Origin of the sequence: Kitasatospora sp. NPDC001309 (assembly GCF_042896295.1) — a bacterium.
Taxonomy (GTDB): domain Bacteria; phylum Actinomycetota; class Actinomycetes; order Streptomycetales; family Streptomycetaceae; genus Kitasatospora.
On record NZ_JBIAXC010000010.1, the window covers coordinates 65,626 to 91,168 of the forward strand.

The 25,543-nt window shown below is 75.6% G+C and carries 23 protein-coding genes; 12 read left to right on the top strand and 11 right to left on the bottom strand.

Annotated features, from left to right (window positions below; all coding sequences use genetic code 11):
* Positions 1-86: 86 nt before the first annotated feature.
* A complete protein-coding gene (locus tag ACFY2K_RS13115; protein ID WP_387711284.1) occupies positions 87-1,538 on the top strand; it encodes an amidase in 1,452 nt (483 codons plus the stop codon).
* A 72-nt stretch (positions 1,539-1,610) separates the two neighbouring features.
* Here the strand turns inward: ACFY2K_RS13115 and htpG are convergent, their stop codons facing one another.
* Positions 1,611-3,581: a molecular chaperone HtpG gene (htpG, locus tag ACFY2K_RS13120; protein ID WP_387711286.1), complete on the bottom strand. Its 1,971-nt coding sequence runs from the start codon at positions 3,579-3,581 to the stop codon at positions 1,611-1,613.
* 208 nt (positions 3,582-3,789) lie between these two features.
* Here htpG and ACFY2K_RS13125 point away from each other — a divergent pair, with 208 nt between their 5' ends.
* Entirely contained in the window at positions 3,790-4,182 is a 393-nt protein-coding gene (locus ACFY2K_RS13125) for a hypothetical protein (RefSeq protein ID WP_380532014.1), read from the top strand.
* A 104-nt stretch (positions 4,183-4,286) separates the two neighbouring features.
* Here the strand turns inward: ACFY2K_RS13125 and ACFY2K_RS13130 are convergent, their stop codons facing one another.
* From ACFY2K_RS13130 to ACFY2K_RS13145, 4 genes are all read right to left on the bottom strand, one after another.
* Entirely contained in the window at positions 4,287-5,876 is a 1,590-nt protein-coding gene (locus ACFY2K_RS13130) for a purple acid phosphatase family protein (RefSeq protein ID WP_387711288.1), read from the bottom strand.
* Positions 5,877-5,981: 105 nt separating this feature from the next.
* A complete protein-coding gene (locus ACFY2K_RS13135) occupies positions 5,982-7,373 on the bottom strand; it encodes a hypothetical protein (protein WP_387711290.1) in 1,392 nt (463 codons plus the stop codon).
* Between the two features lie 118 nt (positions 7,374-7,491).
* Positions 7,492-9,216: an FAD-dependent monooxygenase gene (locus tag ACFY2K_RS13140; protein ID WP_387711292.1), complete on the bottom strand. Its 1,725-nt coding sequence runs from the start codon at positions 9,214-9,216 to the stop codon at positions 7,492-7,494.
* Between the two features lie 107 nt (positions 9,217-9,323).
* Positions 9,324-9,554 carry a hypothetical protein gene (locus tag ACFY2K_RS13145; protein ID WP_375895023.1) on the bottom strand — a complete coding sequence of 77 codons (231 nt, stop codon included), beginning with the start codon at positions 9,552-9,554 and terminating at the stop codon, positions 9,324-9,326.
* A 92-nt stretch (positions 9,555-9,646) separates the two neighbouring features.
* On the opposite strand from ACFY2K_RS13145, the gene ACFY2K_RS13150 reads away from it, so the two are divergent.
* On the top strand, positions 9,647-10,738 hold the full coding sequence (locus ACFY2K_RS13150) for a DUF5937 family protein (RefSeq protein WP_375895020.1): 1,092 nt from the start codon (positions 9,647-9,649) through the stop codon (positions 10,736-10,738).
* A gap of 63 nt (positions 10,739-10,801) precedes the next feature.
* On the opposite strand, the gene ACFY2K_RS13155 is transcribed toward ACFY2K_RS13150, so the two are convergent.
* Together ACFY2K_RS13155 and ACFY2K_RS13160 are read right to left on the bottom strand one after the other, a co-directional pair.
* On the bottom strand, positions 10,802-11,665 hold the full coding sequence (locus ACFY2K_RS13155; RefSeq protein WP_380532035.1) for a serine hydrolase: 864 nt from the start codon (positions 11,663-11,665) through the stop codon (positions 10,802-10,804).
* Between the two features lie 101 nt (positions 11,666-11,766).
* Complete coding sequence (locus tag ACFY2K_RS13160; RefSeq protein WP_375895017.1) at positions 11,767-12,714, bottom strand: LysR family transcriptional regulator; 948 nt, start codon at positions 12,712-12,714, stop codon at positions 11,767-11,769.
* Positions 12,715-12,857: 143 nt separating this feature from the next.
* Here ACFY2K_RS13160 and bla point away from each other — a divergent pair, with 143 nt between their 5' ends.
* Positions 12,858-13,820 (top strand): class A beta-lactamase, encoded by a 963-nt coding sequence (gene bla, locus ACFY2K_RS13165; protein WP_387711294.1) that lies wholly within the window; start codon positions 12,858-12,860, stop codon positions 13,818-13,820.
* A 46-nt stretch (positions 13,821-13,866) separates the two neighbouring features.
* On the top strand, positions 13,867-14,967 hold the full coding sequence (locus tag ACFY2K_RS13170; RefSeq protein ID WP_380532032.1) for an MBL fold metallo-hydrolase: 1,101 nt from the start codon (positions 13,867-13,869) through the stop codon (positions 14,965-14,967).
* Positions 14,968-14,971: 4 nt separating this feature from the next.
* Here the strand turns inward: ACFY2K_RS13170 and ACFY2K_RS13175 are convergent, their stop codons facing one another.
* Both ACFY2K_RS13175 and ACFY2K_RS13180 read right to left on the bottom strand, forming a co-directional pair.
* Positions 14,972-16,237, bottom strand: coding sequence for a phosphodiester glycosidase family protein (locus ACFY2K_RS13175; protein ID WP_387711296.1), 1,266 nt, complete (start codon positions 16,235-16,237; stop codon positions 14,972-14,974).
* Between the two features lie 119 nt (positions 16,238-16,356).
* Complete coding sequence (locus ACFY2K_RS13180; RefSeq protein WP_387711298.1) at positions 16,357-16,905, bottom strand: DUF2165 domain-containing protein; 549 nt, start codon at positions 16,903-16,905, stop codon at positions 16,357-16,359.
* A gap of 123 nt (positions 16,906-17,028) precedes the next feature.
* On the opposite strand from ACFY2K_RS13180, the gene ACFY2K_RS13185 reads away from it, so the two are divergent.
* From ACFY2K_RS13185 to ACFY2K_RS13200, 4 genes are all read left to right on the top strand, one after another.
* Positions 17,029-17,574 carry an AAA family ATPase gene (locus ACFY2K_RS13185; RefSeq protein WP_380587453.1) on the top strand — a complete coding sequence of 182 codons (546 nt, stop codon included), beginning with the start codon at positions 17,029-17,031 and terminating at the stop codon, positions 17,572-17,574.
* Between the two features lie 99 nt (positions 17,575-17,673).
* Positions 17,674-19,011, top strand: coding sequence for a tetratricopeptide repeat protein (locus tag ACFY2K_RS13190; RefSeq protein WP_380640032.1), 1,338 nt, complete (start codon positions 17,674-17,676; stop codon positions 19,009-19,011).
* 92 nt (positions 19,012-19,103) lie between these two features.
* The gene (locus ACFY2K_RS13195) at positions 19,104-19,547 is read left to right on the top strand and encodes a hypothetical protein (RefSeq protein ID WP_380525354.1); all 444 of its coding nucleotides are present in this window, start codon (positions 19,104-19,106) and stop codon (positions 19,545-19,547) included.
* 81 nt (positions 19,548-19,628) lie between these two features.
* Positions 19,629-20,321, top strand: a complete 693-nt coding sequence (locus ACFY2K_RS13200) for a hypothetical protein (protein WP_380525353.1) — start codon at positions 19,629-19,631, stop codon at positions 20,319-20,321.
* 74 nt (positions 20,322-20,395) lie between these two features.
* On the opposite strand, the gene ACFY2K_RS13205 is transcribed toward ACFY2K_RS13200, so the two are convergent.
* Complete coding sequence (locus ACFY2K_RS13205) at positions 20,396-21,943, bottom strand: alpha/beta hydrolase family protein (protein WP_387711300.1); 1,548 nt, start codon at positions 21,941-21,943, stop codon at positions 20,396-20,398.
* Between the two features lie 257 nt (positions 21,944-22,200).
* Between ACFY2K_RS13205 and ACFY2K_RS13210 the strand changes: the two genes are divergently transcribed.
* Together ACFY2K_RS13210 and ACFY2K_RS13215 are read left to right on the top strand one after the other, a co-directional pair.
* Positions 22,201-23,454 (top strand): sensor histidine kinase, encoded by a 1,254-nt coding sequence (locus ACFY2K_RS13210; protein WP_387711302.1) that lies wholly within the window; start codon positions 22,201-22,203, stop codon positions 23,452-23,454.
* Positions 23,451-24,149 carry a response regulator gene (locus ACFY2K_RS13215; RefSeq protein WP_387711304.1) on the top strand — a complete coding sequence of 233 codons (699 nt, stop codon included), beginning with the start codon at positions 23,451-23,453 and terminating at the stop codon, positions 24,147-24,149. The genes ACFY2K_RS13210 and ACFY2K_RS13215 overlap by 4 nt, the downstream gene beginning before the upstream one ends.
* A 49-nt stretch (positions 24,150-24,198) precedes the next feature.
* On the opposite strand, the gene ACFY2K_RS13220 is transcribed toward ACFY2K_RS13215, so the two are convergent.
* Entirely contained in the window at positions 24,199-24,369 is a 171-nt protein-coding gene (locus ACFY2K_RS13220) for a hypothetical protein (RefSeq protein ID WP_375894974.1), read from the bottom strand.
* A 193-nt stretch (positions 24,370-24,562) separates the two neighbouring features.
* Here ACFY2K_RS13220 and ACFY2K_RS13225 point away from each other — a divergent pair, with 193 nt between their 5' ends.
* Positions 24,563-25,489 (top strand): hypothetical protein, encoded by a 927-nt coding sequence (locus ACFY2K_RS13225; protein ID WP_387711306.1) that lies wholly within the window; start codon positions 24,563-24,565, stop codon positions 25,487-25,489.
* Positions 25,490-25,543: the final 54 nt, after the last annotated feature.

The window sequence follows — 25,543 nt, forward strand, 5'->3', positions numbered from 1 at the left end:
AGTCCGTTCCACGCGATACCGATCGGTATCGTTGAAGACTGGTCGGTATCGACATCGGTACCGGTCCCGGATCCAGGAGTGACCCAGTGGACGTCACGGAGTACACGGCCTTCGACGCGGTCGGGCTCGCCGAACTGATCGCCCGGCGCCAGGTGAGCCCCGCCGAGGTGGAGGCCGCCGCGCGCGCGGCCGCACGGGCCGTCGGCCCGCGGCTGAACGCCGTCGTGGAGACCTGGCCGGCCGACGACCGGCCCCGCCCCGGCGGCGCGCCGCTGGCCGGGGTGCCCTTCCTCGTCAAGGACCTCGGGGTCACCATGGCCGGGCGGCGCACCGAGCTCGGCAGCCGCCTCGCCGCCGGGAACGTCGCCGCCGAGGACTCGACCCTGATGGCGCGCTTCCGCGCCGCCGGCCTCGTGACCTTCGGACGCACCGCGACCCCGGAACTGGCCTACAGCACCACCACCGAACCCGTGCTGTACGGCCCGACCCGCAACCCGTGGGACCCCACCCGCAGCGCCGGCGGCTCCAGCGGGGGCGCGGGCGCGGCGGTCGCCGCCGGGATCGTGCCGATCGCGCACGCCACCGACGCGGCGGGCTCGATCCGCGTCCCCGCCGCCTACAACGGCCTGTTCGGGATGAAGCCGACCCGCGGCCGCATCCCCGTCGGCCCCGCCGTCGACGAGATCTTCAACGGCCTGGCCGTGCACGGCAGCGTCAGCCGCACCGTGCGCGACAGCGCGGTCCTGCTCGACCTGGTGGGCGGCCCGGAGGCGGGCGACCCCTACGTCGCCCCGCAGCCGGAGCGGCCGTACGCGCAGGAGGTCCGCCGGGATCCGGGCTCCCTGCGGATCGGCGTCCTCGCCCAGGCCTGGGGCGGGCGGCGCACCACGGCGCCCGTCCTCGACGCGCTGTCGCGCACCGTGCGCCTGCTGGAGTCGCTCGGCCACCGGGTGGAGCAGGCCGGGGCCGAACTCGGCGTCGGCTGGGAGGAGTTCGTCCTGGCCAACGCCCGGCAGTGGACGGCGAACCTCACCGTCATGGTGGACGAGCTGGCCGCCGCCACCGGCCGGCCCGTCGACTTCTCGACCCTGGAGGCGCCGATCCTGGCCAGCTACCACTACGGGCGGCGGGTCACCGGCCCCGAGCTCGTGACCGCCCTGGCCGTCCGCAACCAGGTCTCCCGCAGCCTGGCACGGTACTTCGCCGCGTACGACGTGCTGCTCACCCCGACCGTGCCGGACCTGCCGGTGCCCCTGGGCACCCACGGCCGGGGCGCGGAGGCCCTGGACGGCCTCGGCTGGCTGCGCCGGATCCTCGACCACTCCCCCTTCACCGCGGCGTTCAACGTGGCGGGCACGCCCGCCATGTCGGTGCCGGTGACGGCCGACCCCGGCACCGGGCTGCCGGTCGGCATGCAGTTCGCCGCCGGGTACGGGCGCGAGGGGCTGCTCTTCCGGCTCGCCGGGCAGCTCGAACAGGCCTGCCCGTGGTCGGACCGCACTCCCCCGGTGTGGGCGGGCGAGCACCCGGGCCGCTGAGGTCCCGCCCCGGGGGAAGCGGACGCCCCTCGCGGCCGGAACGGTCGCGAGGGGCGCGTGCCCGCCTGGGAGTTACAGGCTGTGGGTGAGGTGGTCGGTCAGGAGGCGGGTGAACCGGGCCGGGTCGGGCAGGTCGCCGCCCTCGGCGAGCAGGGCGCTGCCGTGGACGAGTTCGGCGATGTCGGTGAGGACCGGGTCGTCGGACTTCGCCCCGTGGGCCCGGTGCAGGGCGGTGATCAGGGGGTGGGTGGGGTTGAGCTCCAGGATCCGCTTCACGGTGGGGAGTTCCTGGCCCATGGCCCGGTACATCTTCTCCAGGGTGGGGGTCAGGTCGTGGGCGTCGCCGACCAGGCAGGCGGCGGAGGTGGTGAGCCGGGTGGAGAGGCGGACCTGCTTGACGTGGTCGGCCAGGGTGGCCTGCAGCCAGGTGAGGAGGGCGGCGAAGTCCTCCTCGCGCCGGGCCTTCTGCGCCTTCGCCTCGTCGTCGCCGTCGGTGTCGGCGTCGTCGCCGAGGTCGACCTGACCCTTGGCGATGGACTGGAAGCGGTGGCCCTCGAAGGCGGGGACCTGGTCGGTCCAGACCTCGTCGACGGGGTCGGTGAGGATCAGGACCTCGTAGCCCTTGGCGGTGAAGGCCTCCATGTGCGGGGAGTTCTCCACCATCTGGCGGTTCTCGCCGGTCAGGTAGTAGATGGTGTCCTGGCCGTCCTTCATCCGCGCGACGTACTCGCGCAGCGTGGTCGGCTTCTGCGCGTCGTGGGTGGAGGCGGCCGAGACCAGGGGCAGCAGCGCGTCGGTGTTGTCGCGGTCCTCCAGCAGGCCTTCCTTGATCACCCGGCCGAACTGCTCCCACGCCGTGGCGTAGGCCTCGGGGTTGGCGGCCTGCATGTCCTTGAAGGCGGTGAGGACCTTCTTGACGAGCCGCCGGCGGACCGCGGTGATCTGGCGGTCGTGCTGCAGGATCTCGCGGGAGACGTTCAGCGACAGGTCGTGGGCGTCGACCACTCCCTTGACGAAGCGCAGGTAGTTCGGCATGAGCGCGTCGCAGTCGTCCATGATGAACACGCGCTTGACGTACAGCTGCACGCCCCGCTTGGTGTCGCGGGAGAACAGGTCGAACGGGGCGTGGGCGGGGATGAACAGCAGCGCCTCGTACTCGAAGGTGCCCTCGGCGCGCATGTGGACGGTCTCGGCCGGGGGCTGCCAGTCGTGGCTGATCTGCTGGTAGAACTCGTGGTACTCGGCCTCGGTCACCTCGCTGCGGGGGCGGGCCCACAGGGCCTTCATCGAGTTCAGCGTCTCGAACGCGTCGGCGGGTTCGGCGCCGTCCACGGTCTCGGCCTCGGTCTCGGTCTCGGCACCGTCCGCGGCGGCGTCCGCGGCGGGTTCGGCGGCCATGCGGATGGGCCAGCGGATGAAGTCCGAGTACTGCTTGACGATCTGGCGGATCTTCCACCCCGCCAGGTAGTCGCCGAGGCCGTCCTCGCCGTCGGCCGACTTGAGGTGCAGCGTCACCGAGGTGCCCGCCGGCAGGCCGTCGGCCGGCGCGATCGTGTAGGTGCCCTCGCCGTCGGACTCCCACGCGGTGCCCTGCTCGGTGCCGGCCCGGCGGGTGTGCAGGGTGACCTTGTCGGCGACCATGAACGCCGAGTAGAAGCCGACTCCGAACTGGCCGATCAGGTTCTGGGCCGCCTCCGCGTCCTTGGCCTCCTTGATCCTGGCCAGCAGGCCGGCGGTGCCGGACTTCGCGATGGTGCCGATCAGGTCGACGACGTCCTCGCGGGTCATGCCGATGCCGTTGTCCCGCACCGTCAGGGTCCGGGCCTGCCGGTCGACCTCCAGGGTGATGTGCAGGTCGGAGGTGTCGGCCGCGAGGTCGGTGTCGGTGAGGGATTCCAGACGGAGCTTGTCGAGGGCGTCGGAGGCGTTGGAGATCAGCTCGCGCAGGAAGATGTCCTTGTTCGAGTAGATCGAGTGGATCACCAGCTGCAGCAGCTGGCGGGTCTCCGCCTGGAACTCGAGCGTCTCGGTCGGGCTGGCCACGAGGGGTCTCTCCTTCATGTTCGTACGCGTGTGGTGACCGGCCAAGGATACGGAGGACCTCGCACGGCCCACCTGCCGTTTCCGGCACATCGACAGTCAAATGACCGATGCCACGGGTGCGCCGCTCCGAGAACAGTGGGGGCACGGCCCGAGCGGACAGCTCGGATCGCATGCTCGGAAACGCTCATCGAATGCTTGGAGCCACCCCATGAAGTCTCTGTCGGGCAAGCTGCCCAAGACGGTCGCCGTCCTCGGCCTCGCCGTGTCCGCGCTGACCGCCGTCGCGGCCACTCCGGCCTCGGCGGGCACCGCCGCCACCGCGGGCTGCACCCGGCCGCTGCGTTTCTACGACGTCGAGGTCCAGGTGGACAACTGCTCGGACGGCTGGGTCTGGATGTCCACCGGCACGCGCTTCAACGGGGCCAGCGCCTTCGTGAAGACCGCCTCCGGCGAGGTCCACGAGTTCCAGCTGGCGAAGAACCAGGCCAGCGCGATCAAGTACCACACCCGTCTCACCAGCGTCTACGTCTGCGGCAACGACTCCGTCGGCTGGTTCCCCCCGGTCCCCTTCCGTCGCTGCTCGTCGCAGGTCGGCCTGTGACGACGTCGCCCGGGTGACAGCCGTCGCCCCGGTGACACCGGAGCGGTCCGCCCACGGAAGGGGCGGGCCGCTCCTCGGCCTTCCCGCGCGGCGCCGGCCCGGGTTCAGCCGCGCTGCACGGTGACGCGGTCCACGGCCGTGCCGTCCTCGGTGACGGACCGCACCTCCATCCGGGCCGACGCGCCGCCCACGGCGGGCGTCACGTCGACCGCCACCAGGCAGTAGCCGGTGTAACGGACCCTGGACCAGGTGACCTTGACGGTCTGCTCGTGGCCGCTCCGGTCGGAGACCACCATCGGGACCGGGGCGTCGTTCCTGGTCTCGTGCCCGAGGTAGGTGTCGGAGGCCGGGAACTTGTAGAGCCCGCCGCCACCGCCGCCCGCGACGACGTAGGTGGTGCCGTCCTTCACCGGGTTGACGGTGTCGCCGGAGGCGGCCTTACGGGTGGCCTTGCCCGCGCGGATCGGGTCGGTCCGCTCGTAGACGTGGTTGTGGCCGCTGAGCACCAGGTCCACCTGGTACTTGTCGAACAGCGGGGCCCAGTCCTGCTGCGCGCCGAGTTCGGCCCCGTTGTCGTGGCAGGTGGAGTACGTGCACTGGTGCAGGTAGACGACGATGAAGTCGATGCCGGGGTCAGCGCGCAGGGCGGCGAGCCGGGCCTCCAGCCACTTCTTCTGCCGGCCCTTGGTGTGGTCGAGGTTGGCGGGGGTGTTGAAGCAGACGTCGTTGCCGTCGAGGCTGACCAGGCCGACGTTCTGGTAGCGCCAGGAGTAGATGCCCGTCGACTGGTCCCAGGCGTTGTCGGGCATCGTGAACCGGGCGCGGACGCCGCCGTAGCCGTCGCCGCCGTACCAGGGCTCCATCTCGTGGTTGCCGACCGCCACCATCCACGGGGTCCGGGCGGCGACGGGGTCGTTCTGCACGAAGAAGGAGTCCCACAGGCGGGCGTCGTACGCGTCGTCGGTCTTGCCGCTGCCGCCGCTGTTGGCGTACGAGAGGTCGCCCATGTGGAGGTGGAAGGCGGGGTCGAGGCCGGCGATCAGGTGGGCGGTGGCGGCGGCGTTGTAGCCGATGCCCTGGTCGCCGAAGGCCGTGAAGGTGAAGCCGGCGCCGCGTCCGGGGGCGGGTGCGGTGCGGAAGCTCGCCACGTCGCCGAGCCGGCCGGCCGGGTCGTGGCCCTGGTGGCCGACGGCGTAGTAGTAGGTGGTGTCCGGGACCAGCTGGTCCACCCGCGCGTGCAGGTAGTACTGGGTGACGGTGGTGGGTTTGACCAGCGGCTGGTCCTCGACCGGGTGCTGCCAGGCGAGTTTGCTGACCAGGGTGCGGACCTCGGCGGGGACCGGCGCGCCGAGGTCGCCGGGCTGCAGGCCGATCCGGACGAAGGGGGCGGTCACCGCGTCCGGCACCTGCCAGGAGACGACGACCTGGCGGGACGGGTCGGCCCCGTAGGCGAGGTGCCGGCCGAAGGGCCGCAGCGCGGACCCGGCGGTGCGCTCGCCGCGGGGCGACGGCAGGGTGGGGCTGCCGGGGGTGGGGGTGTCGAGGACGGGGGTGTCGAGGACGGTGGGGTGCGGGGCGGCGGCCCGGGCGGCGCCGGGCAGCAGGAGGCCGCCGGTGAAGGCCGCTCCGCCCGCCGCGCCGACGCGTAGGAGGGAGCGCCGGGAGTACCGGGGGTGCCGTGGTGTCTCGGACATGACATCAAGTTAGGAAACTTCCCTAACATCTGACAAGAGGACGGACGACACCAGAGTCGGGCTCAGGGCGGGCGCGGGCCCAGGGCGCGGGCTCAGGACGCGGGCTCAGGACGCGGCGCTGTCGTTCAGGTGGTCGAGGGCGTGGGCGATGAGGGGCTCGTGCCGGTGGACGGTGAGCTTGTCGCGGTAGCCACGGGCCAGGCCCGGCGCAAGCACGCCGGTGAGGTCGAGGGCGCGGTGCGCCAGTGCGGCGGCGACGTCGAGTTCCCCGAGGGCCAGGTGGGTGTCGACCGCGTACAGCAGGAACAGCGCGGTGTGCGGGTGGTGGGCGGTGTCCTGCGGCAGGAGCAGGGTGTCGGCGAAGGCCCGGAAGTACGGTGCGGCCCCGCGGGGTCTGCCCAGGTACCACAGCACGCCGCCCCGGGTGATCGACAGGCGCTGGTGGATGCCGGGGTCGAGCGAGGGGTCGGCGGGCGCGTCCGCCATGCACTGCCCGGCGTGGTCCAGTGCGGCCTCGGCCGCGCTCGCGTGGCCGAGTTGGGCCGTCGCGGTGGCGTCGAAGCAGTGCAACGTCGCCTCCGCCGCCGGGCTGCGGGGGCCGGCGGCGCGGGCGGCGCGGATGAGGGTGACGGCGCCCTCCGCCGCACCGGCGACCAGCTGGTGGAGGGTCAGCTGCGACATGGCCCGCGCGGCGAGCGCCGGCTCACCTGCCGCGGCGGCGGCCCGGACCGCGGCGAGGCCGTGCCGCTCGGCCCGCGCGTCCTCGCCGAGGGCGAGGCTGAACCACCCGCAGAGCAGGGACGTGCGGGCGGCCAGCGCGAACAGGCGCCGCACCGACGGGTGTGCCGACGACAGGTGTGCCGACGACGGGTCCGACGCCGGTGCGCCGGGGTGCCCGGCGCGGGTGAGCAGGGAGACGACCAGGCGGTGCTCGGCGTGCGCCGCCGCGTACAGGACGGCGGGCGACAGCCCGGTGGCGTTCTCGTGGCCCTCCAGGGCACTGGTGCGCGCCTCGATCCCCGCGACGCGGCCGGTCAGCGCCCCGAGGTCCGCCCCCGGCGCCGCCTCCACCCGGGTCAGGCGCAGGCGCTCCAGCGCACCGCGCAGCTGGCCCGTCAGTGCCGCGCCGCTCAGGACCGGTGCCGGCGCCCGGGCCGGGGTCTCCTCGGGCGGCAGCGCCGTACCGGCCAGGACGGTCACGGCGCCCTCGTCGGTGTGGGGCTGTTCCAGCAGGGCCGCGTCCCGGGTGGCGAGGTGCGCCCAGAACGGCCAGCCCAGACGGCGGACCTCCCTGGCCGCCACGCCGTGCAGGTGCGCCATCGCCAGCTGCGCGGTGAACTCGGGGGCGATCCGCCCCGACTCCCAGCGGGACACCTTCTCCCGGCGGGCGGCCATCCGCCCCAGGCCGAGCTCGTCGTGGGTGCGGGCGACGAGGCGGGCGTACTCGGGCTGCGACAGGCCCAGCGCCGCCCGCAGCGAGGTGAGGGGATGCGTCATGGGATGTCCTGGTCCTGCCGTGCTCGGGGGGAAGGGCCAGATCGTACGAACGCCCCGCGACACGGGCCAAGCGAGGAGGCACACCGGGGCACACCGGGACCGCTGGGACCAGCCGGGATCAGCGCCCTTCCGGGCGGGGGGTGCGGAAGACACGGGCCAGGTGGGCGGTCAGGCCCTCGGCCGTGGGCGGGTACAGGCGGGTGCCCAGGTAGCCGTCCGGGCGGACGACGAACGCCGTCGGGCCCGCCTGGGTGGCGTAGGCGCGGGCGAACTCGCCGCGGGTGTCGCGGTACACCGGGAGCCGCGTCCCGCCGGCGGGCGGCCGTGCGCCGTCGGCGAGGATCACGTAGGAGGTGAGCTGATGACCAGTCAGTTCGGTTGTGAGGGAGGCGAGTTCGTCGAATCCTCCGGTCGACTCCCGGTCGGTGCCGTACAGCAGCAGCACGTGTTCGCCGCCCCGCAGCACGTCGTACAGGCGCTGCGGGTAGGTGGCGATCTCGCCGGTCAGGCCGGTGCAGTCGGGGGCCCGGTCGCCGGGGCGGGGGGCGGGCCCGGCACCGCTGTCGCCGTCGGCGCCGTCGGCGTCCGGGGGGCCGACGATCGGGCTGTCGCGGTAGCCGACGAGCAGTTGGGCCTCGCGCAGCAGCAGGGTCGCCGGGTCCTCCGGGTCGGCCTGGACGCCTTCGGCGGCGTGCCGGACGGTGCGGCCGACCACCTCCTCGCCGACCGGGCGGCGCTCGGCGTCGTAGCTCGCGAGGAGGCCCGGGCGGGCGGTGCCGCCGATCGTGAGGGCGAGCTTCCAGGCGAGGTTGTAGGCGTCCTGGATGCCGGTGTTCATGCCCTGCGCGCCGGTGGGCGGGTGGATGTGCGCGGCGTCCCCGGCGACCAGGACCCGGCCGTCCCCGTACCGGTCCACCAGCCGGTGGCTGATCCGGAAGACCGAGGACCAGCGCAGGGCCGAGGCGGTGGCCGGCCGCGGCGAGAGCCGGTCCAGGACCGTCTGGACGTCGGACAGCGCCGGGCCCCGGCCGCCCTCCAGGCCGTGCGCGACGCCGGAAGCGGCAGGCGCGGCTGAAGCGGCCGGGACGGCAGGCGCGGCTGAAGCGGCCGATTCGGCCGGTGCGGCCGGTGCGGCCGGTGCGGCCGACAGCTCGGGTGGCACCAGCATCGACATCCGGTAGCGGCCCCGGCCCGGCAGCGGGATGCAGACCAGCAGGTCGTCGACGCGGCCGTCCTCACCCCGGTGCAGGGCGCGCACGCCGTAGCCGGGCGGCAGGTCCCAGTCGACCTCGACGTCGGCGAGCATGTACTCCTCGGGGAACGCCCCGCCCCGGAAGCCGAGCCCGAGCCCCTTGCGGACGGTGCTGTGCGCACCGTCGCAGCCGATCAGGTACCGGGAGCGGACCTCCTCCTCCCCCGCCGCGGTGACCAGGCGGCTGGTGACGCCGTCGTCGTCCTGGGTGAACGACACCAGTTCGCTGCGGCGCTCGATCCGGCCGCCGAGGCGGATCAGGTGCTCCTCCAGGATCCGCTCGGTCTCGTACTGGGGCAGCGCCGCGAAGCCGTACGGCACCTCGGGCGGCAGCGCCAGGTCGGTCCTCGGCTGCTCGGTGCCGTTCACGTAGCGCAGTTGCCCGCGCATCGGGACGGCGGCGTCGAGCGCGGCGCGCACCAGTCCCATCCGGTCCCAGATCTCCAGCGTGCGCGGCTGGACACCGACCGCCTTCGCGAACGGCAGCCGCTGCGGCAGCCGTTCGACGAGCCGGCAGCCGATCCCCCACCTGCGCAGTTCCACGGCGGCGGTCAGGCCGACCGGTCCGGCGCCCACGACGAGTACGTCCACTGGAAACCTCCCGGCTGCGTCCCCGGTGCGTCCCCCCGGTCCACCTCCCAGGGTGGCGGGCCGGGCGGGTGACGGCGACCGCGCCGCGGCCGGTGCCGGTGCCGGTCTCAGCACCTGGTCTCGGCCCCGGCCCGCCGGCCCTGGGCGCTCAGCCAGCGGCGGACGGCGAAGCGCAGCCGGCCGGGGGTGGGGCGGCCGGCGACGACCGCTTCGAAACGGCGGTGGTCACGGGCCGCCCGGAGCACCGCGAGGTCGTGGGTGCCGGGGGCGGGCGGGGCCGGTTCGGCGTGCTGGGCGGCTCGGTAGCTGTCCAGGAGGTGCTGGTGCAGTGCGTTCATGCGCCCACCGTGCACCCCGGCCGCCCCGCCGGTCCCGCCGATTGACGACCCCCGTCAAATGACGTGGTCAGCGGGCCGGGCACCATGGTGGGGTGAGCGTGACCATCGACATCACCGGACTGCCGCACGAGCGGATCGCCTTCCACCCCTCGCCGCTGGCCGAGCTCGGCAACGCGCTGCACGCGCTCGCCGAGCCCGCCCACCACCCCCGGCTGCACGCGTGGACGACGGCGACCTCCGGCACGCTCGAACCGGAACTGGCCGGCCGGATGCTGGAGGCCGACTTCATGTGGCGCTCCACGCGCTCCGACTTCCTGATCCCCGCCTGCCCCCGGCAGACCCTCGCCGAGGAGCTGGACGACCTCGACCGGATGCCGGACGAGAGGTTCGTCGGGGCGGCCCTGGAGATCTCCTGCAGCACCAACCACTACCCCAAGGGGCTGCCCTCGCCCCTGACCGACGCGTGGTCGCGGCGCCGCTCGCTCGACCTGGCGGCGGCCCGCGGCCCGCACCAGGCGGCGTTCGTCGAACGGATGCTCAACGACCCCACCGGGACCCGGGCGTGGATCCGGCGCCTCCTGGAGGACTGCGACCGGGCGTTCTTCGCCGACACCTGGCGCCGGGTCCGCGTCCAGCTCACCGCCGACGCCCAGCAGAAGACCGACCTGCTGCGCCGCAAGGGCCTGGCGGAGGCCCTCACGGCGGCGTCGCCGGCGCTGAGCCTGGAGGAGGACGAGCACGGCAGCCGCATCGTCGTCGACAAACTCGTGCACGGGCGCACCGACGCCCGCGACACCGCCGTCACCCTGCTGCCCAGCGTCTTCGGCTGGCCGCACCTGTTCACCCTGTACGGGCCGGGCTGGCAGCCGGTGATCCAGTACCCGGCCGCGGCCCACGAGATCGGCGGCGCCGAGCCCGTGGAGACGGTCAAGCTGCGCCTGGACGCGCTGACCCACCCGATGCGGATGAACCTGTGCCGCAACCTGGCGCGCGCCGCGTACTCGACGAACGAGCTGGCCGACGCGTACGGGCTCACCGCCCCCGAGATCTCCCGCCACCTCGCCGTCCTGCGCAAGGCCGGGCTCCTCGTCACCCGGCGCCGGGGCCGTTACGTCCTGCACCAGCTCGACATCTCCGTCGTGGCCCGGATCGGCAGCGACTTCCTGGAGTCGGTGCTGCGCTGAGGCCCGCCCGGCGAACTGCTCGGCGGTACGCGCAGAGTGCGCGGATCGAACGCGCGCGGGCTGTCAGCCCGTCGGGCCCGTGGCCGCGCGGGCCCGGAGGGCGTCGACGGCGAGGCGGGCGGCGGTGCCGATGGCGGCGTCGGCGGCGGGCAGGGTGATGGTGGTGGCCGCGGCGCGGGTGAAGACGGCGAGGGCGTAGCGGCCGCCGTCGGGGTACTCGACGACGCCGACCTCGTGGCGCAGCGTGGGGAGGGTGCCGGTCTTGCCGTGGACGCGGACGTCGTCGTAGGGGAAGCCGGAGGCCAGGCGGTGCGGCCAGACCTGGAGGCCGAGGAGGCGGCGCAGGGCGGCGCCGTGGTCGCCGGGGCAGGCGTCGCCGTGCCAGAGGGCGGCGAGCAGGGTGGTCATGTCGCGGGGGGTGCTGTGGTTGGTGAAGGCGGGGTCGAGGACTCTGAGGCGGGCGACGACGGCGGGGTCGACCGGGGAGTCCGGGCCGGTGTCCTCGGCGAGGGCGGCGCTGAGGTCGCGGAGTGTGTGGACGGCGACGGTGCGGGTGAGGCCGAGGTCGGCCATGGTGCGGTTGACGGCGTCGAGGCCGATCTCGTCCCACAGGGTGTCGGCGGCGGTGTTGTCGCTGACGGCGGCGGTGAGGTAGGCGAGGTCGCGCAGGGAGAGGCGGGCGGGGTCGAGCATGGCGGCGAGGCCGGTGCCGCCGGGGGTGCGGCCGGTGGCGGGGATCTCGACCTGTCGGGTGAGGTCGATCCGTCCGGCGGCGGCCTCGCGGTAGAGCGTCACGAGGAGGCAGAGCTTGTGGACGCTGGCGGTGCTGACGGCGGTGTCGGCGCCGAGGCCGATCTCGGCGCCGGTGTCGAGGTCGCGTGCGTGCAGCCGGCCGGTGACGCCGGCGTCGGCGAAGGCGGCGGTGATGCGGGTGCGCGCGGCGCGGCTGTGCGGGGTCCGGTCGGCGGCTGATCCGACGGCGGCCGTACGGTCGGCGGTCGGGCGCTCGGCTCCGGTGCGGTCGCTGGTCACAGCGGGAACTCCATTGCGGGCCGGGGGTAGAGCGGGCGGTGGGGCGGTGGGGGCAGCAGGCCGCCCGGTCCGGTCAGCGCCTCGTGGGCGGTGTGGGCGAACAGGCGGACGGCGGGCCCGCCCCGCCCGGCCGGCCAGGCCGTGGAGGTCCGCCAGGCCAGCGGGGTGCCGGTGAGCGGACGCCAGACTGTACCCGGTGGCGGCGCGGTGCGCGGCACCAGGGCGATGGCGCTGCCGGTGAGCACGAGCGCGCCCGCGACGTCGGGCCCCGGCGGGTCGACGACGGCCTCGGGGGTGCAGCCGTGCCTGGTCAGGGTGGTGAGCACCTCGTCGTACAGGGCCGGGGCGGTGGCGCGCGGGAAGAGCACCAGGCGCAGGCCGGTGAGGTCGGCCACCGCGAGCTCCGGGCGGTCGGCGTACGGGCTGCGGTCGGCGAGCAGGACGCCGAGCGGCTGGTGCAGGACGGGGCCGAAGGCCAGTCCGTCGGCCGGGCAGGGGTGGCGCACGACGGCGACGTCGACGGTGTGCTGGGCGAGTTCGCGCACCACGGCCGTGACGGGCACCTCGCGCAGTTCGAGCCGGGTGCCCGGGGAGGCGGCCTCGAAGCCGGTGAGCAGCGCGGCGAGGGTGGCCGGCCCGAGGTCGGGCGGGACGGCCGCGCGCAGGGTGCCGGCCCGTCCGCTGCGCAGGTCGGCGGCGGTGGCCAGGAGGCGGGCGGCGCTGTCCAGGGTCTCCTCGGCCTCGGCGAGCAGCAGCCGGCCCGCCGGGGTGAGGTCGACGCCGCGCGGGCCGCGGTCGAAGAGGGTGACGCCGAGTTCGCGTTCGAGGCGCTGGATCCGCTGGGAGAGCGAGGGCTGGGCGATCCGCAGGCGCTCGGCGGCGCGGCCGAAGTGCCGTTCCTCGGCGACGGCGCGGAAGTGGCGGAGGTGCCCCAGCAGGTCCATGGCCAGCCATCATAGGTGTTTTCTTATCGCCTCCTTCACGATTGCGGTCTTGGACTGGAGGGTCGGCGGCCTGGTTGGCTGAGCGCGACGGCGCGACCGCATCGGCGCGACCGTGACGGTACGAACCACCTGGGAGAGCACTGATGACGTCCGACCTCCACCGCCCCCGCCGCCCCCGTCCCCGCGTCGCGCTGCCCGCTGCGGCCCTGCTGGTGGCCGCGCTGGTCGGCGGGTGCGGCGGGGCGGGCGGCGCCTCGACGGCCTCCGGTACGGCGGCCTCCGCCGTGACGGCGGTACCGGTGGCCGGGGCGGCCCCGGCCGATGCGGCGGAGGCCTCCTTCGCGGCGCTGGAGCAGCGCTTCGGCGCCCGGCTCGGCGTGTTCGCGGTGGACACCGGCAGCGGCCGGGAGGTCGCCCACCGGGCCGACGAGCGGTTCGCGTACGCGTCCACGATCAAGTCGCTGGCCGCCGGGGCGCTGCTGCGGACGGCGTCCGACGCGGACCTGGACAAGGTCGTGTCCTACCGTCAGGAGGACGTGCTGGAGTGGGCGCCGGTCGCCTCGCAGCACGTGGCCACCGGCATGAAGCTGCGGGACCTGGCCTCCGCCTCCATCCAGTACAGCGACAACACGGCGGCCAACCTGGTCGTCGCCGAACTCGGCGGCCCGGCGGCCGTCCAGAAGTCCCTGCGGGACCTGGGCGACTCGACCACCAGCGTCGACCGCACCGAGCCCACCCTGAACGAGGCCACCCCGGGCGACACCCGCGACACCAGCACGCCGCGGGTGTTCGCCGGCGACCTGCGCCGCTACGTGCTCGGCGACCTCCTCCCGCAGGACCGGCGCGCTCTGCTGACGGACTGGCTGGTCGGCAACACGACCGGCGGCCCGTACGTCCGCGCGGGGGTGCCCGCCGACTGGCGGATCGGCGACAAGACCGGCAACGCGGGCTACGGCACCCGCAACGACGCCGCGGTGGCGTGGCCGTCGGGCGGGCGCGCCCCGATCGTGATCGTCGTCCTGTCCGACCGCGGCAAGGCGGGCGCCAAGTCCGACGACGCCCTGCTCGCCGAGGCGACGAAGACCGTCGTCAACACCCTCGGCTGACGTGCGCAGGAACGTCCCTTCCCGACCGACCAGGAGCCCGACCGCGATGATCCGCCCCACCCGCCGCGCCGCGACGGAGGCCGACTACACCCGGCGCCGGCTCGCCCAGCTCGCCGTCCTCGGTATCGCCGCCGGGGCCGCGCCGGCCGCCCTGCCGGGCCCGGCCTCGGCCGCCACCGGAACGTCGGCGAAGGCACCGTCCGGCCCGCGCCCTGCGGCGAAGGCGCCGTCCGCCGCCTGCGCGCACGACGAGCGGGCGCGCCGCCTGGCCGGTGACGACCCCGTGCTGCGGGCCCTGGTGACGGCGCTGACACCCGGCTCCGCCCTCCCCCAGCTGCCCGCGCCCCCGCCCGTCAGACTGTTCGACAACCTCGTGCTGCTGAGCGCGGGCTGGGTCTCGGCGATGGCGGTGCTGACGGACGACGGCATCGTGCTGATCGACGCGCTCACCTCGCCCGCCGACGCCGAGGATCTCATCGTCCCCGGGCTGCGGGCCGTCGGCGCCGACCCGACGGCGATCCGGCACATCGTCGTGACCCACGGCCACCCGGACCACTTCGGCGGCGCGCAGACCCTCGCCGACCGCTACGGCGCCCGGGTGCACATGTCCGCGGCCGACTGGGACCTCCTGGCCCGCACCCGCCCTGCCGACGCCCCCGCCCGCGACCTCGACATCGCGGACGGCGCGCAGCTCACCCTCGGCGGCACGACGATCGAACTGCACCACACCCCGGGCCACACCCCCGGCACCGTCTCCCCGGTCATCCCGGTCCGGGCGGGGCGCCGGCACCACAGCGCGATGCTGTGGGGCGGTCTCAAGCCGCCCTCGACGGTCGCCGAGCTGCGCACCTTCCTCGCCTCCGTCCACTCCTTCCGGGCCGTCATGCGCCGGGCGAACGTGGAGGTCGAGCTCTCCAACCACCCGAACGACCACGGCCTGGAACGGGCCGAGCAGCTGCGGCACCAGCCGCCCGGGGCCGCCAACCCCTTCCTGCTCGGCGGCCCCCGCACCCAGCGGTACATGGCGGTCATGGACGCGATGCTGCGCGGCCGCATCGCCGAGAAGGAGGAGGCCGTCGGGGCGGCGGAGGCGGCCGGGACGGCGGAGGGGGTCGTCGGGGCGGCGGTGGCCCACGGCTGTTGTTAGCCGGCTAGCCGCCGCTGTCGGCCGCCCGCGCCGCGATACCGGGAGCGGGCCGCACGCCGGGCCGTGCGGCGAAGACGCCGAGGGCGTTGGGGATCCTGCGTTCCAGGCCGTGGTCGAGGTGGTTGCGCACGGTGGGCCCGCCGGTGGCGGGGTCGCGGGTGACGAGGGTGGCGGAGGCGCCGCCGTCCAGGTAGGCGCCGTCCGGGCAGCCGAGCCCGCGCAGCACCCGGGCGAGCTCGGTGAGCGTCAGGCCGGTGGAGGTGCCCTCGCGCCCGTCCGTGGACAGCAGCGTCAGCACCCGCCCGCCGTCCGCGAGGCCGACCGCGCTGCGCGGCTCGGCGGTCGTGGCGTCCAGGCCCGCCGGCTCCTGCCCGTCGCGCAGCAGCCGGTAGGCGCCGAGCGCGAAGCGGAAGGGCACCGGAGTGTCCGGGACGAGGCGGTGGTCCACCGCGACCGGGGTGCCGACGGGCAGGCCCGCCAGCACCCGGGCGCCGGCCTCGCGGCCCAGCAGCACGGTGCTGCCCGCCGGGATCGGGCCCGCGCCCGGGGTCGGGGAGGTCGCGGCCACCCGGCCCCGGCGGACCGTCACCTCCCAGGTGTCCGCCGTGCAGGGGGCCGCGCGCGACTCGTCGTTCCCGCACGCCGCGCGGGCCCGGGAGACCTCGCCCCACTCCGGCGTGAACACCCCGATCGAACCGACCGGCAGGGCGTACTGGTTCAGCCCGCCCACCGGCCACACCCCGCCCGCGGCCCGCACACCGCCCCGCAGCACCAGGCGCCCCAGCCGGGCCACCCCGTCCGCCCCGACCCCGAGCACGTCCCGGTCGGTCTCCCCCGGCGGCGGCCGCCACCCGAACCGCTGCGCCGACGGCACCGCCGCCTTCAACGCCCGCCCCCGGTACACCTCCGGCCCGGACGGCGCCCCGGTGGCCGGCACCCCCGGGTGCTGTTCCTCGCTGATGTCGAAGAAGTCCCCGTTGACCGCCGCCACCGCACCGCTCGCACCGACCAGCGCGGTCAGCGGCGCCCGGGCCGCCACCGCGCCGGGGAACAGCAGGTCCGCCCGCACACCGGGCGCGCGCAGGTCGGCCCGCACGGCGTACACCCGCGCCCGGCCGTGCGGGGTGGGCACCGTCAGCTCCCGGTAGCCGACGCCGGGCGCGAGCACCGCCCAGTCCGCGGCGGCCTCGGCCCGGGAGGGCGAGGCGGCCGGGCCGATCGGACCCGCAGCCAGCAGGAGGGCGCCCGCGCAGCGCAGAACGGTCTTCATGCCGGCCATGCTGACGCCCACCGCCGAGCCGCCCCCGCACCGCCTGCGGCGCGCCGCCCGGCCGTCCCTCCCCCGCAGGAAAGCGGGCGGGCGGGGCGTTCGCGGGCTCCGGGGGTGTCTCACTCCGGCGGGGCGGAAGGGGTGCGGGGGTGCGGCAGGTTCACCACCACCAGGGCCAGTCCGGCCAGGGTGACGTTGCGGATCGCCGCGTCCAGGCCGTTCCAGGCCTTCGACTGCCACATGGCGAACCACTCGCCGCCGATCCCGATGAATCCGGCCCCGAAGAGGAGCAGCATCAGCAGCAGGCCGAGGGTGCTGAGGCGGCGCGCCGCCTCCGGCCGAAGCCACCAGGCGAGCGTTCCCGCCGTCAGCGCCAGGGCGCTCAGCGCCTCCCAGGCGATGATCGCCACGTAGGCGGCGTTCTGCAGGCCGGGCGAGGTGATGGAGCGCCACATCAGGTCCCGGTCCCGGAAGGTGGTGTCCATCGCCAGCACGTGCTGGACGAAGTGCTGGTTGGTGGCGAAGTCGGTGACGTTCCCGAAGACCACGAGGAGCTGGCAGAGGGCGTTCACGCCGGTGAGCACGGCCGCCGCCGCGGGCAGCGAGCCGAACGCGAGCAGGCGGTCGCGGAGGGTGGGGCCCGGGTTGGCGGGGCGGCTGGTCGGCATGCGGAACAGGCTAGCGCCCGGGGGGGGAGTTGGCCCGGCCGCGGTCGGGGTGGTGGGGTCGTTGCGCGAAGGGCTGACGGTTGATCATGCTCTTGTGCCGTGGCGGAACTTGAGGATGGTCCGGTGCGGTGCGGGACGGGCCGTGCGGACACCGTGCTGGTGGTGGTGCGCGGTCCGAGCGGGGCCGGGAAGTCGAGCGTCGCGGCGCGGCTGCGCGCCGCCTACGGCCGGGGCGTCGCGGTGGTGGGCCAGGACGTGCTGCGGCGCACCGTGCTGCGCGAGCGGGACGTCGTCGGCGGGGCGAACATCGGCCTGATCGACCTGGTGGCGCGGCACGCCCTCGACCACGGGTTCCACGTCGTGGTCGAGGGCATCCTCGCCGCCGACCGCTACGGCGCGATGCTGACCCGGCTCGCCGCGGAGCACCGCGGTCGCAGCTTCCTCTACTACCTGGACGTCGACTTCGACGAGACCGTGCGACGGCACGCCACCCGCCCGATGGCCGCGGAGTTCTCCCCCGAGCAGATGGCCGGCTGGTACCGGGCCCGCGACTTCCTGCCGGGCGGGCTGGAGCGGGTCATCGGGCAGGGCAGCACCCTCGACGGGACGGTCGAACGGATCCTCGCCGACACCGCCCTCACGCCCCCCGGCTGGACGCCGAGGCCCTGAGCTCGCGTTCCCGTCCGGCGGCGGAAACCGGGTTGCCCGGGTGGTGGTCGGTCGAGGATCATCCTGGGGTCCTGCACGCCCTCTGACCTCCGGAGACCCATGACCAGCGAACTGTCCGAAGCCCGGGAGCTCTTCGAGTCCGGCGACCCGCAGGGGTCGATGCGGGTGCTGCGCTCCGCTGCGGACCGGCTCCCGCCCGCCGAGGTCGCGCCGCTGCTGGCCGGGCTGGCCCGGGGCGCCGGTTTCGAGGACCTGGCGCAGGCTTCGACGGCGCTGGCGGCCCGGCCCGGGGACGCCGAGCGGCTCTACGACTACGGCTACGCCTGCGTCGAGCGCGGCATCGACGCGGTGGCCGTCCCCGCGCTGCGGGAGGCGCTGCGGCTGGTCCAGGCGCCGCCGGCCGCCGCGGTGCGCACCGGCCTGTTCCGCCGCAGGGCCAAGTCGCAGGCCGCCCCGCAGCTCGGGCTGCGCAAGGTGCTGCTGGAGCTGGTGTCGGCCCTGGAGGGCTGCGAGCGGCACGGCGAGGCACTGGCCGTGCTGCGTGAGCACGACGAGCGGCTCGGCGACTGGCCGGACCGGTACCTGACGGTCTACAACGCCCTGATGGACGGACGGATACCGCTGGCCCGTGAGGTGTTCGGGGCGATGTCGGCCCCCGAGGGGATCTGGGTGGGGCCGGGGCAGCGGGTCGGGCGGATGCTGGAGCGGGCCGCGGAGCTGCCGCCGGTGGACGGGCGGGACCTGCGGGGCTGGCACTACGTGCTCACCGGCGGCCTGCTCACCACCCTCTCGCCGCACGGCTTCGAGCAGGGCATGACCGGCCGCTGGGCCTACCTCCAGGACGACTTCGGGCACTGCCACCACGGTCTGGAGCGGCTGCGCGCCGTCCTGGCCGCCACCGGTCGCACGCCCGACTCGGTCGCGCTGCTGGCCGACCGGGGCAGCCGGGCGCTCGGGCTGGCCGCGGCGCGGCTGCTCGGGGTGCCGGCGGCGCCGTTCCGGCCCGGTACGCCGGGTGCGCTGGTGGTCGCGTACGACCTGAACGAGTGCGATCCCGCCGTGGTGGCGCAGCTGAACGAGCGCGCGGAGGGCCAGTTGCTCTTCGAGCACGCCACCTGCTGGACGGACCCGCCCGCCGTGACGGCCGATGTCTCCACCCTGCTGGGGCAGATCGTGAACGCCCCGTGGGAGCCGGGCCTGCAGTTCGGCGAGGACGGCGAACCGGCGGAGGCCGGGCCCGACCGGCGCTCGGCCGAGGAGCTCGCCGAGGCGATCCTCGCCGCCGCCCCGGAGGCGCCGGAGGGCGACGGCGGGACCCCGGCCGACCCGGACGCGGTCCTCACGGCCTTCGCCGCCCGCGCGGTCGGCTGGCCCGCCGCCGGTCCGCGCGACCGGGTGGCTTCCGCCGGGCCGGTGCGCAGCTCACGCTTCGCGTGACGGCCCGTCCCCACCCGCCGGGACGAAACCCTCCGGAACAAACAACCCCCCTGGTCACGGGCCTGCCGGGGTCACCTGGGAGGATCTGCGCCATGACGACCGACATCCGCCGCGCGGCGGGCACCAGAACCTTCTCCGACGTCCTGCTGTCGATGGTCGGCCTGCGCCGGGCGAGCACGGAGAAGGACCTGGCCGACCTCCGGGCGGGCACCACCTTGCAGGTGGCCTGTTCGAGCTCGACGCTGGGCACGGTCAGGATGCTGCCGATCGGCAAGGGCCGCACCGTTGCGCACACGGCCTCCGGCTACCTGCACCTCACGGCCGGCTCGGTGGCCTGGCGCAACCGGCGCACCGGCGAGGACGTCGCCCTCCGGGGGCCGTTCGGCCTGTCGGCGTCGGGGCAGAAGGCCCCGCACCCGAAGATGGCGCGCTTCGACCTGGTGGCGGACGGGGCGCAGCACGTGATCCTGATCCCCAAGGCCGATGTCCCCCTGGTGACGCAGGTGCTGGAGGCGGCCGGTGCGGCCGGCCGGTAGCGCGCCGGGCCGGGCGGCGGAAGGTCGAAGACGGGCCCTAGGCTCGCCCGCATGGGTCGTGACGGGCAGGGAAGTGACGGTGTGGTTCAGGTGCCGGCGCAGGTGACGGTGCCGGTGCCGCCGTTGGGCGGCTACGAGGCCGGGCGGCTGTTCCACCGGCTGTTGCAGTTGCTCCTGCGGGACTCGAAGGAGGCGGGGCAGCCGGTCGGCCTGCACCAGTACCTGCTGGGTGGCGTGGTGCAGTCGCACGAGCCCGCCCGGGCGCAGGGGGGTGACGCCGGGTCTCAGCAGCCGCGCTGTGCGTGCTGCGGTACGCCGTACCCGTGCCGCACGGTGCTCGGTGTGGCGGTGAGCGCGGGGTTGCCGATCCCCTGGGACTCCCCCGCCGCCGTGGTGCCCGCGCTGCGGGACGCGGGGCTGGAGCCCCGGCCGGGCGGTGAGGTCACGGCGGAGCGGGTGCAGTGGGTGCGCGGCTGGGACGCGCGGCGGACGGCGCAGGGGGCCTGGGAGATCGGCATCGCGCTCGACCGGGGCGAGGTGGAGACCCTGGCGGTGGGGGACGACGCGGCGATGGCCCGCTACCTGGCCGTGGCGGCGGTGGCCCTGGGCAGCCCGTACCCGTACGGCTGGGTCGAGGACGCGGCCGAGGCGGCGGCGGTGCGGCCGGCCGCGCACGCGCAGGTGGCCGAGTGGCGGGAGCGGGTGCGGCTGCCCTACCTGGACGTGCACCGGCAGTACGGGGCGGCCGGGGAGCCCGGGGGCGGGGCGAACTGACGCCCCGGTGCCCGGCCCCGCCCCCGCCCCGCTGTCCTGCCGGGGCGGGGGCGGGGCCAGGCCGCGCGGACCGGTCAGGGGTGGCCGTCCGGGCGGTGGACGCTGAGGCTGCCGTACGCCGACAGGGTGCCGGCCAGGTCGCCGGGCGCGTGGCGCAGGGTGGTGTCCAGGAAGGCCAGGGTGGTCGCGGCGACGAGGTGCGGGCTCGCGGTGCGGCCCAGGGAGCCGACGATCTGGGGCACCGGTGGCAGGTACAGCGGGCCGTCCATGAAGGTGAGGTGGGCGGCGCCGGGGACGGTGAGGCGGTAGCCGGTCGCGGTGTCGAGGGCGAGGGCCTCGGTGAGGCGGGGCAGGTAGCGCGGGTCGGTGCCGGGGGTGACGGCCTGGGTGAGCGCGAGCACCGGCTGGTGGAGGGCGGGGGTGGTGGGGCCGTGGGGGAAGCCGTCCAGGTCGATGACGGCGTCGATCCGGGGGTCCTGGCGGGCCGCCTGGAGGGCGGCGGCGCCGCCCATGGAGTGGCCGGTGGCGGCGACCTTGCCGGTGTCCAGGCGTCCGGCCAGCGGGTCGCTGCTCCCGCTCCGGTCCAGGTTCTCCAGCTGGGTGAGGGCGAAGCCGAGGTCGGCGGCGCGGACGGCCGTCCAGCCGGCGGCGAGTTGCTCGTCGGTGTCGCGGTCGCCGGAGGAGGTGGTCGCGGTGCGGATCGTGCGGCCGTCGTCGAGGACGACGGCGGCGGAGTCGTACGGGTGGTCGAGGCCGGCCACCACGTAGCCGTGGCTGGCCAGTTCCTCCGCCCAGGCGGTGTTCTGGGTGCGCACCCCGCCCGCCCCGGGGGAGAACAGGACGACCGGGAACCGCTCGTCCCCGCCGGACACGGGGGCGTTGAAGACCGCGTGGGTGCGGGCCCGCGGGACGCCGTCGACCAGGAAGCCGGGCAGGCCGACGCCGTGGGCGAGGGCGTCGGAGACGGTGCGCGCCTCCTGCTCGGTGCGCCCGAGGTACTGGGCCCGCGGCGCGTCCGCGGGGCTCTTCCGTGCGGGGTACCAGAGTTGGACGACGACGGTGCGCCGGTCGTCGGGGTCGGCGGTGAAGGTCTCGGGGCGCTGGGGGTCGGTCCACTGCACCACCCGGGTGCCGACCGCGAAGGGGCCCGACGGCTCGGGGAACACGGGCACCGGGAAGGCCCAGGCGGCCACCGGCCCCGCCGCGATCAGGCCCACGCAGGCCGCCGAGCCCGGCAGCGCCAGCCACCACCGGGCCCGCCACCCGGGCCGGCCGGGGGCGGCGGGGTCGCCGGGGTCGGTGGCGGGGTCGGCGGCAAAGCGGTGGATGCGGCGGAGCCGTCGCAGCAGGGGGGCGAGGGCGAAGGGCAGCGCGAGGGCGGCCCCGGCCAGCACCGGCAGCAGTTGCCAGCGGAGCCCCACCACGCCCAGCACCGCCGTGGCCAGGACGAGGACCGCCACCGCCGCGACGGTGACGCGCGGTCGGGCGGCGGGGGGAAGCCAGCGCGCCACCACCAGCGCGAGGGCGCCCAGCACGGCGAGGAACTCGGGAGGGGACATGGACAGTCCCGTGATGATCTCGGTCACGCCGCCATCGTCGGGGCGGGGCACCGGGCGCCGCATCGACCCCCGGTCGCCCCCCGGTCGCCCTCGCCTGCCACCGCGGTCGCAACCGGGCACGCCGCACGGGCGGGTGCACTGCGACCGCAGGAGGTACCGCACTCCTCCTGTGGTCGTACAGGGCCGGTGGTGCCGTCAGACGGCGGACTCATGTGCGCCGCCGCCCCCGCGGCCTACCGTGGCGTGGCGCGCTCAGCGGGCACGGCGCATTCAACAGGACCGTCGGGACCGACGCCGACAGGGATGTGGGGAACGTGGGGATGACCGAGGCGGCCGCGCAGTCCGGCCCGGGCCGGGTGGTGCGAGCGGTGGGGAGCACGCGGCTGCGCGGCCTCCGACCGCCGCCCGCCGTACGGGAGTCGCTGCCGCTCGCGCTGCTGCTGCTCCATGTCGCGGCCACCCGCGCGCCGCGGGAGTTCCCGGTGGCCGCGGCCCTCACGGTGGCCCTCGCGCTGCCCCTGGTGTGGCGGCACCGGGCCCCGCGTGCGGTGTTCGGCGCCGTGGCCGGCGCGGCCTTCGTCCAGTGGCTGGCGGGCGTCCAACTCCCCGCCGATGTCTGCCTGTTGGTGGCCCTGCACGCGGTGGCCGCGCACGCGGGCCGGCGCGACGCGCTCCTCGCCGGCGCCGTGGTGGAGGGCGGGGCGCTGCTGGCGTGCCTGCGCTGGGCGACGGAAGGCGCGTTCCTGGCGCCCTTCGTCGCACTGAGCGCGGCGGTCGTCGCCGCCGCGGCGCTGGGCGCGAACGCGCGCACCACCCGCGCCTACCTCGCGGCGCTGGAGGAACGGGCCACGCACCTGGAACGCCAGCAGGACCAGCAGGCGCGACTAGCCGTCGCCGAGGAGCGCACCCACATCGCCCGGGAGGTGCACGACATCGTCACCCACAACCTGTCCGTCATGGTCGCGCTCACCGACGCCGCCGTCCACGCCCAGCACCGCTCGCCCGAGCGGGCCACCGCCGCGATGGTCCAGGCCTCCGAGACCGGCCGTCAGGCCCTGACCGACATGCGGCGCTCGCTGGGCATCCTGCGCACCGACGAACCGGACGCGCAGCGCCACCCGCTGCCCGGCCTCGCCCAGTTGGAGGCCCTGGCCGAGCGGATGCGCGCCGCCGGGCTGGCGACCCGGGTCGAACTGCGGGGCGGCCACGCCCACGTGCCCGCCACCGCCCAACTGACCGTCTACCGCCTGGTGCAGGAAGCCTTGACCAACACCTTCAAACACTCCCCCGCCGGCACCCGCGCCGAGGTCCAGGTCCGGTGCTCGGCCGCGACCGTGACCGTGGACGTCACCGACAGCGGCCCCGGAACCGCCTCCCGCCCCGACCCCGGGACCGGAACCGCCTCCGGGGGCAGGACCGGGGCGGGGGCCGCTGCGCCCGGCCACGGCATCCCCGGCATGCGCGAGCGCTGCGCCGCCTACGGGGGGACGCTGCGGGCCGGACCGCTCCCGGGCGGCGGCTGGGGCGTGCACACCCGCCTCCTCCTCGACGGCGACGGAGCCGTGCCCGCATGACGATCCGCATCCTGATCGCCGACGACGAGGCGCTGCTCCGGATGGCCTTCGCCACGATCCTGGAGGCCCAGCCCGACATGGCACCGGTGGGCGAGGCCGCGGACGGCGCCCAGGCCGTACGCCTCGCCCGGGAGCTGCGGCCCGACGTCGTCCTCATGGACGTCCGGATGCCCGGGACCGACGGGATCGAGGCGACCCGGCAGATCACCCTGGCCTCCCCGCGGAGCAGGGTGCTGATCCTCACCACCTTCGACCTGGACGAGTACGCCTTCGCCGGCCTCGGCGCCGGGGCCTCGGGCTTCCTGCTGAAGAACACCAGGCCCGAGGAGCTCCTCACCGCGATACGCAACGTGGCCGCGGGTGACGCGGCGCTCTCCCCGCGGATCACCCGCCGCCTGCTGGAGGACTTCCGCCCGCACCTGCCCGACGGCACCCGCACCGGCCCCGGCAACGGCAGCGGCAGCGGCAACGGCAGCGGCCGGGACGAGCGGCTGGGCCGGCTCAGCGCCCGCGAGCGCGACGTGCTCCTCCAGGTGGGCCTCGGCCTGTCCAACGCCGAGATCGCGGCCGCCCTGTACCTCGCGGAGGCGACCGTGAAGTCCCACCTGGGGCGGATCCTGCACAAGCTCGAACTCCGCGACCGGATCCAGGCCGTGGTCTTCGCCTACGAGAACCGCCTCGTCCCCCCGGCCTGACACCGCCCGCCCACGGGCCGGTGCGGCCCGGCAGGGCGGGGCGGGGCCGCTACCTGCGCCCCTCCTCGTCCTCCTCGCCGTCCGGCGGCAGGCCGACCTCCTCGCGGTCCTCCTCGGTGCGCTCCTCCAGCTCGGCCTCGTCGGGGCGCCGGGGCAGGCCGCGGCCGTGGCCGGTGTCGGGATCGCCCTCGACGTCCTTGTTCGACTTGTGGTGCGACATGGGGATCCTCCTCGGCCGGACGGCCCCTGGTCGGGTACGGGCTCGGTACGGGTTCGGTACGCGCCCCCTCCCATCACCTCTCCGGGCCCGGCGGCCCGCAAGTCGGGCGGGCGGCCGCGGTCGGCCACGGGCCGGGCGGTCCGCTTGGGCGTTGGCCGTACGGCGGGCGGGTGGCGACGGTACCGTGCTGGGCATGCGAATGACCGAACGCCTGTGGGCGGCAACGGTGTTGGCGATCACCTGTGCGGGGCTGGGCGGGTGTTCGGGGGCGGGCGCCCCGGCGGCGGACACGGCCGCGAGCACCCCGGCGGGCGCGGGTACCGGAGCCGGTGCCGGAGCGGGCGCGGGCGGCGGGGCCGAGGAGGTCGAGGGGACCGAGCTCGGCTCCGGCCACCTGCGGCAGATCGTCGAGTCGGTGTACCTGTCCGGCACGGCGGGGCTGCGCGGCGGCGAGGTGCTGCGGCCCGGGCCGGGCAAGCCGCTGGCGCTCTCGCCCTGCCGGCTGGAGGCGCCGCGGGCCGGTGTGCGGATCGACGACAAGGTCCGCACCGGGGCTCCGACGGTGCCCGTGCCGGCCCTGTACGAGCTGCGGGTGCCCGCCGCGGCGGACGGGATGTGGGCGAGCGTGTACGTGCTCGCGCGCGGCACGGACAGCACGAAGCTGCTCGCCGACGTGGTGACGGCCGGCCGGGCGTGCGAGCCGCGCACGGTCGCGCCCGACGACCCCCGCTCGCGGTCCACCGTGCCGGTGGCGACCACCGTGGGGATCACCACCGGGACGGAGGGCCCGGGCGTGGCCGTGCTCACCCGGTCGGTGTCCGCCGCCCCGGGCGCCACCACCCCGCCCGCGGGCCCCGGCTGGACCATCGGCCCGGACGGGAAGCTGGTGCCCGACGGCGACCTGCGGGCCTCCCCCGCGTCGGGCCCGGTGGACGTGGACTACGGCGAGGCGGTGTTCTACGGCACCAACGGCCGGGTCCTGGTCGAAATGGTCAGGGTCGGCGGGAACCGCACCCCGACGAACGCCTCCCCCGGTGCCCCGGCCGCCGAGGAGGCCTACCCGGCCGCACAGCGGGCCCTGAGAGAACTGCTCGCCGGCTTCAAGGGCCTGCCGGACTGACCCCGCCGCCGGGCGCCGGGAACACCCGGCGGGAGGAGCGGCCCGCACCGACCG

Excerpts from the sequence above, each read along its gene's own strand:
- ACFY2K_RS13125 (WP_380532014.1), top strand. The coding sequence starts at position 3,790 with ATGAAGTCTCTGTCGGGCAAGCTGCCCAAGACGGTCGCCGTCCTCGGC.
- ACFY2K_RS13130 (WP_387711288.1), bottom strand. The coding sequence starts at position 5,876 with ATGTCCGAGACACCACGGCACCCCCGGTACTCCCGGCGCTCCCTCCTA.
- ACFY2K_RS13135 (WP_387711290.1), bottom strand. The coding sequence starts at position 7,373 with ATGACGCATCCCCTCACCTCGCTGCGGGCGGCGCTGGGCCTGTCGCAG.
- ACFY2K_RS13145 (WP_375895023.1), bottom strand. The coding sequence starts at position 9,554 with ATGAACGCACTGCACCAGCACCTCCTGGACAGCTACCGAGCCGCCCAG.
- ACFY2K_RS13160 (WP_375895017.1), bottom strand. The coding sequence starts at position 12,714 with ATGGACCTGCTGGGGCACCTCCGCCACTTCCGCGCCGTCGCCGAGGAA.
- bla (WP_387711294.1), top strand. The coding sequence starts at position 12,858 with ATGACGTCCGACCTCCACCGCCCCCGCCGCCCCCGTCCCCGCGTCGCG.
- ACFY2K_RS13170 (WP_380532032.1), top strand. The coding sequence starts at position 13,867 with ATGATCCGCCCCACCCGCCGCGCCGCGACGGAGGCCGACTACACCCGG.
- ACFY2K_RS13175 (WP_387711296.1), bottom strand. The coding sequence starts at position 16,237 with ATGAAGACCGTTCTGCGCTGCGCGGGCGCCCTCCTGCTGGCTGCGGGT.
- ACFY2K_RS13180 (WP_387711298.1), bottom strand. The coding sequence starts at position 16,905 with ATGCCGACCAGCCGCCCCGCCAACCCGGGCCCCACCCTCCGCGACCGC.
- ACFY2K_RS13190 (WP_380640032.1), top strand. The coding sequence starts at position 17,674 with ATGACCAGCGAACTGTCCGAAGCCCGGGAGCTCTTCGAGTCCGGCGAC.
- ACFY2K_RS13195 (WP_380525354.1), top strand. The coding sequence starts at position 19,104 with ATGACGACCGACATCCGCCGCGCGGCGGGCACCAGAACCTTCTCCGAC.
- ACFY2K_RS13205 (WP_387711300.1), bottom strand. The coding sequence starts at position 21,943 with ATGCGGCGCCCGGTGCCCCGCCCCGACGATGGCGGCGTGACCGAGATC.
- ACFY2K_RS13210 (WP_387711302.1), top strand. The coding sequence starts at position 22,201 with ATGACCGAGGCGGCCGCGCAGTCCGGCCCGGGCCGGGTGGTGCGAGCG.
- ACFY2K_RS13215 (WP_387711304.1), top strand. The coding sequence starts at position 23,451 with ATGACGATCCGCATCCTGATCGCCGACGACGAGGCGCTGCTCCGGATG.
- ACFY2K_RS13220 (WP_375894974.1), bottom strand. The coding sequence starts at position 24,369 with ATGTCGCACCACAAGTCGAACAAGGACGTCGAGGGCGATCCCGACACC.
- ACFY2K_RS13225 (WP_387711306.1), top strand. The coding sequence starts at position 24,563 with ATGCGAATGACCGAACGCCTGTGGGCGGCAACGGTGTTGGCGATCACC.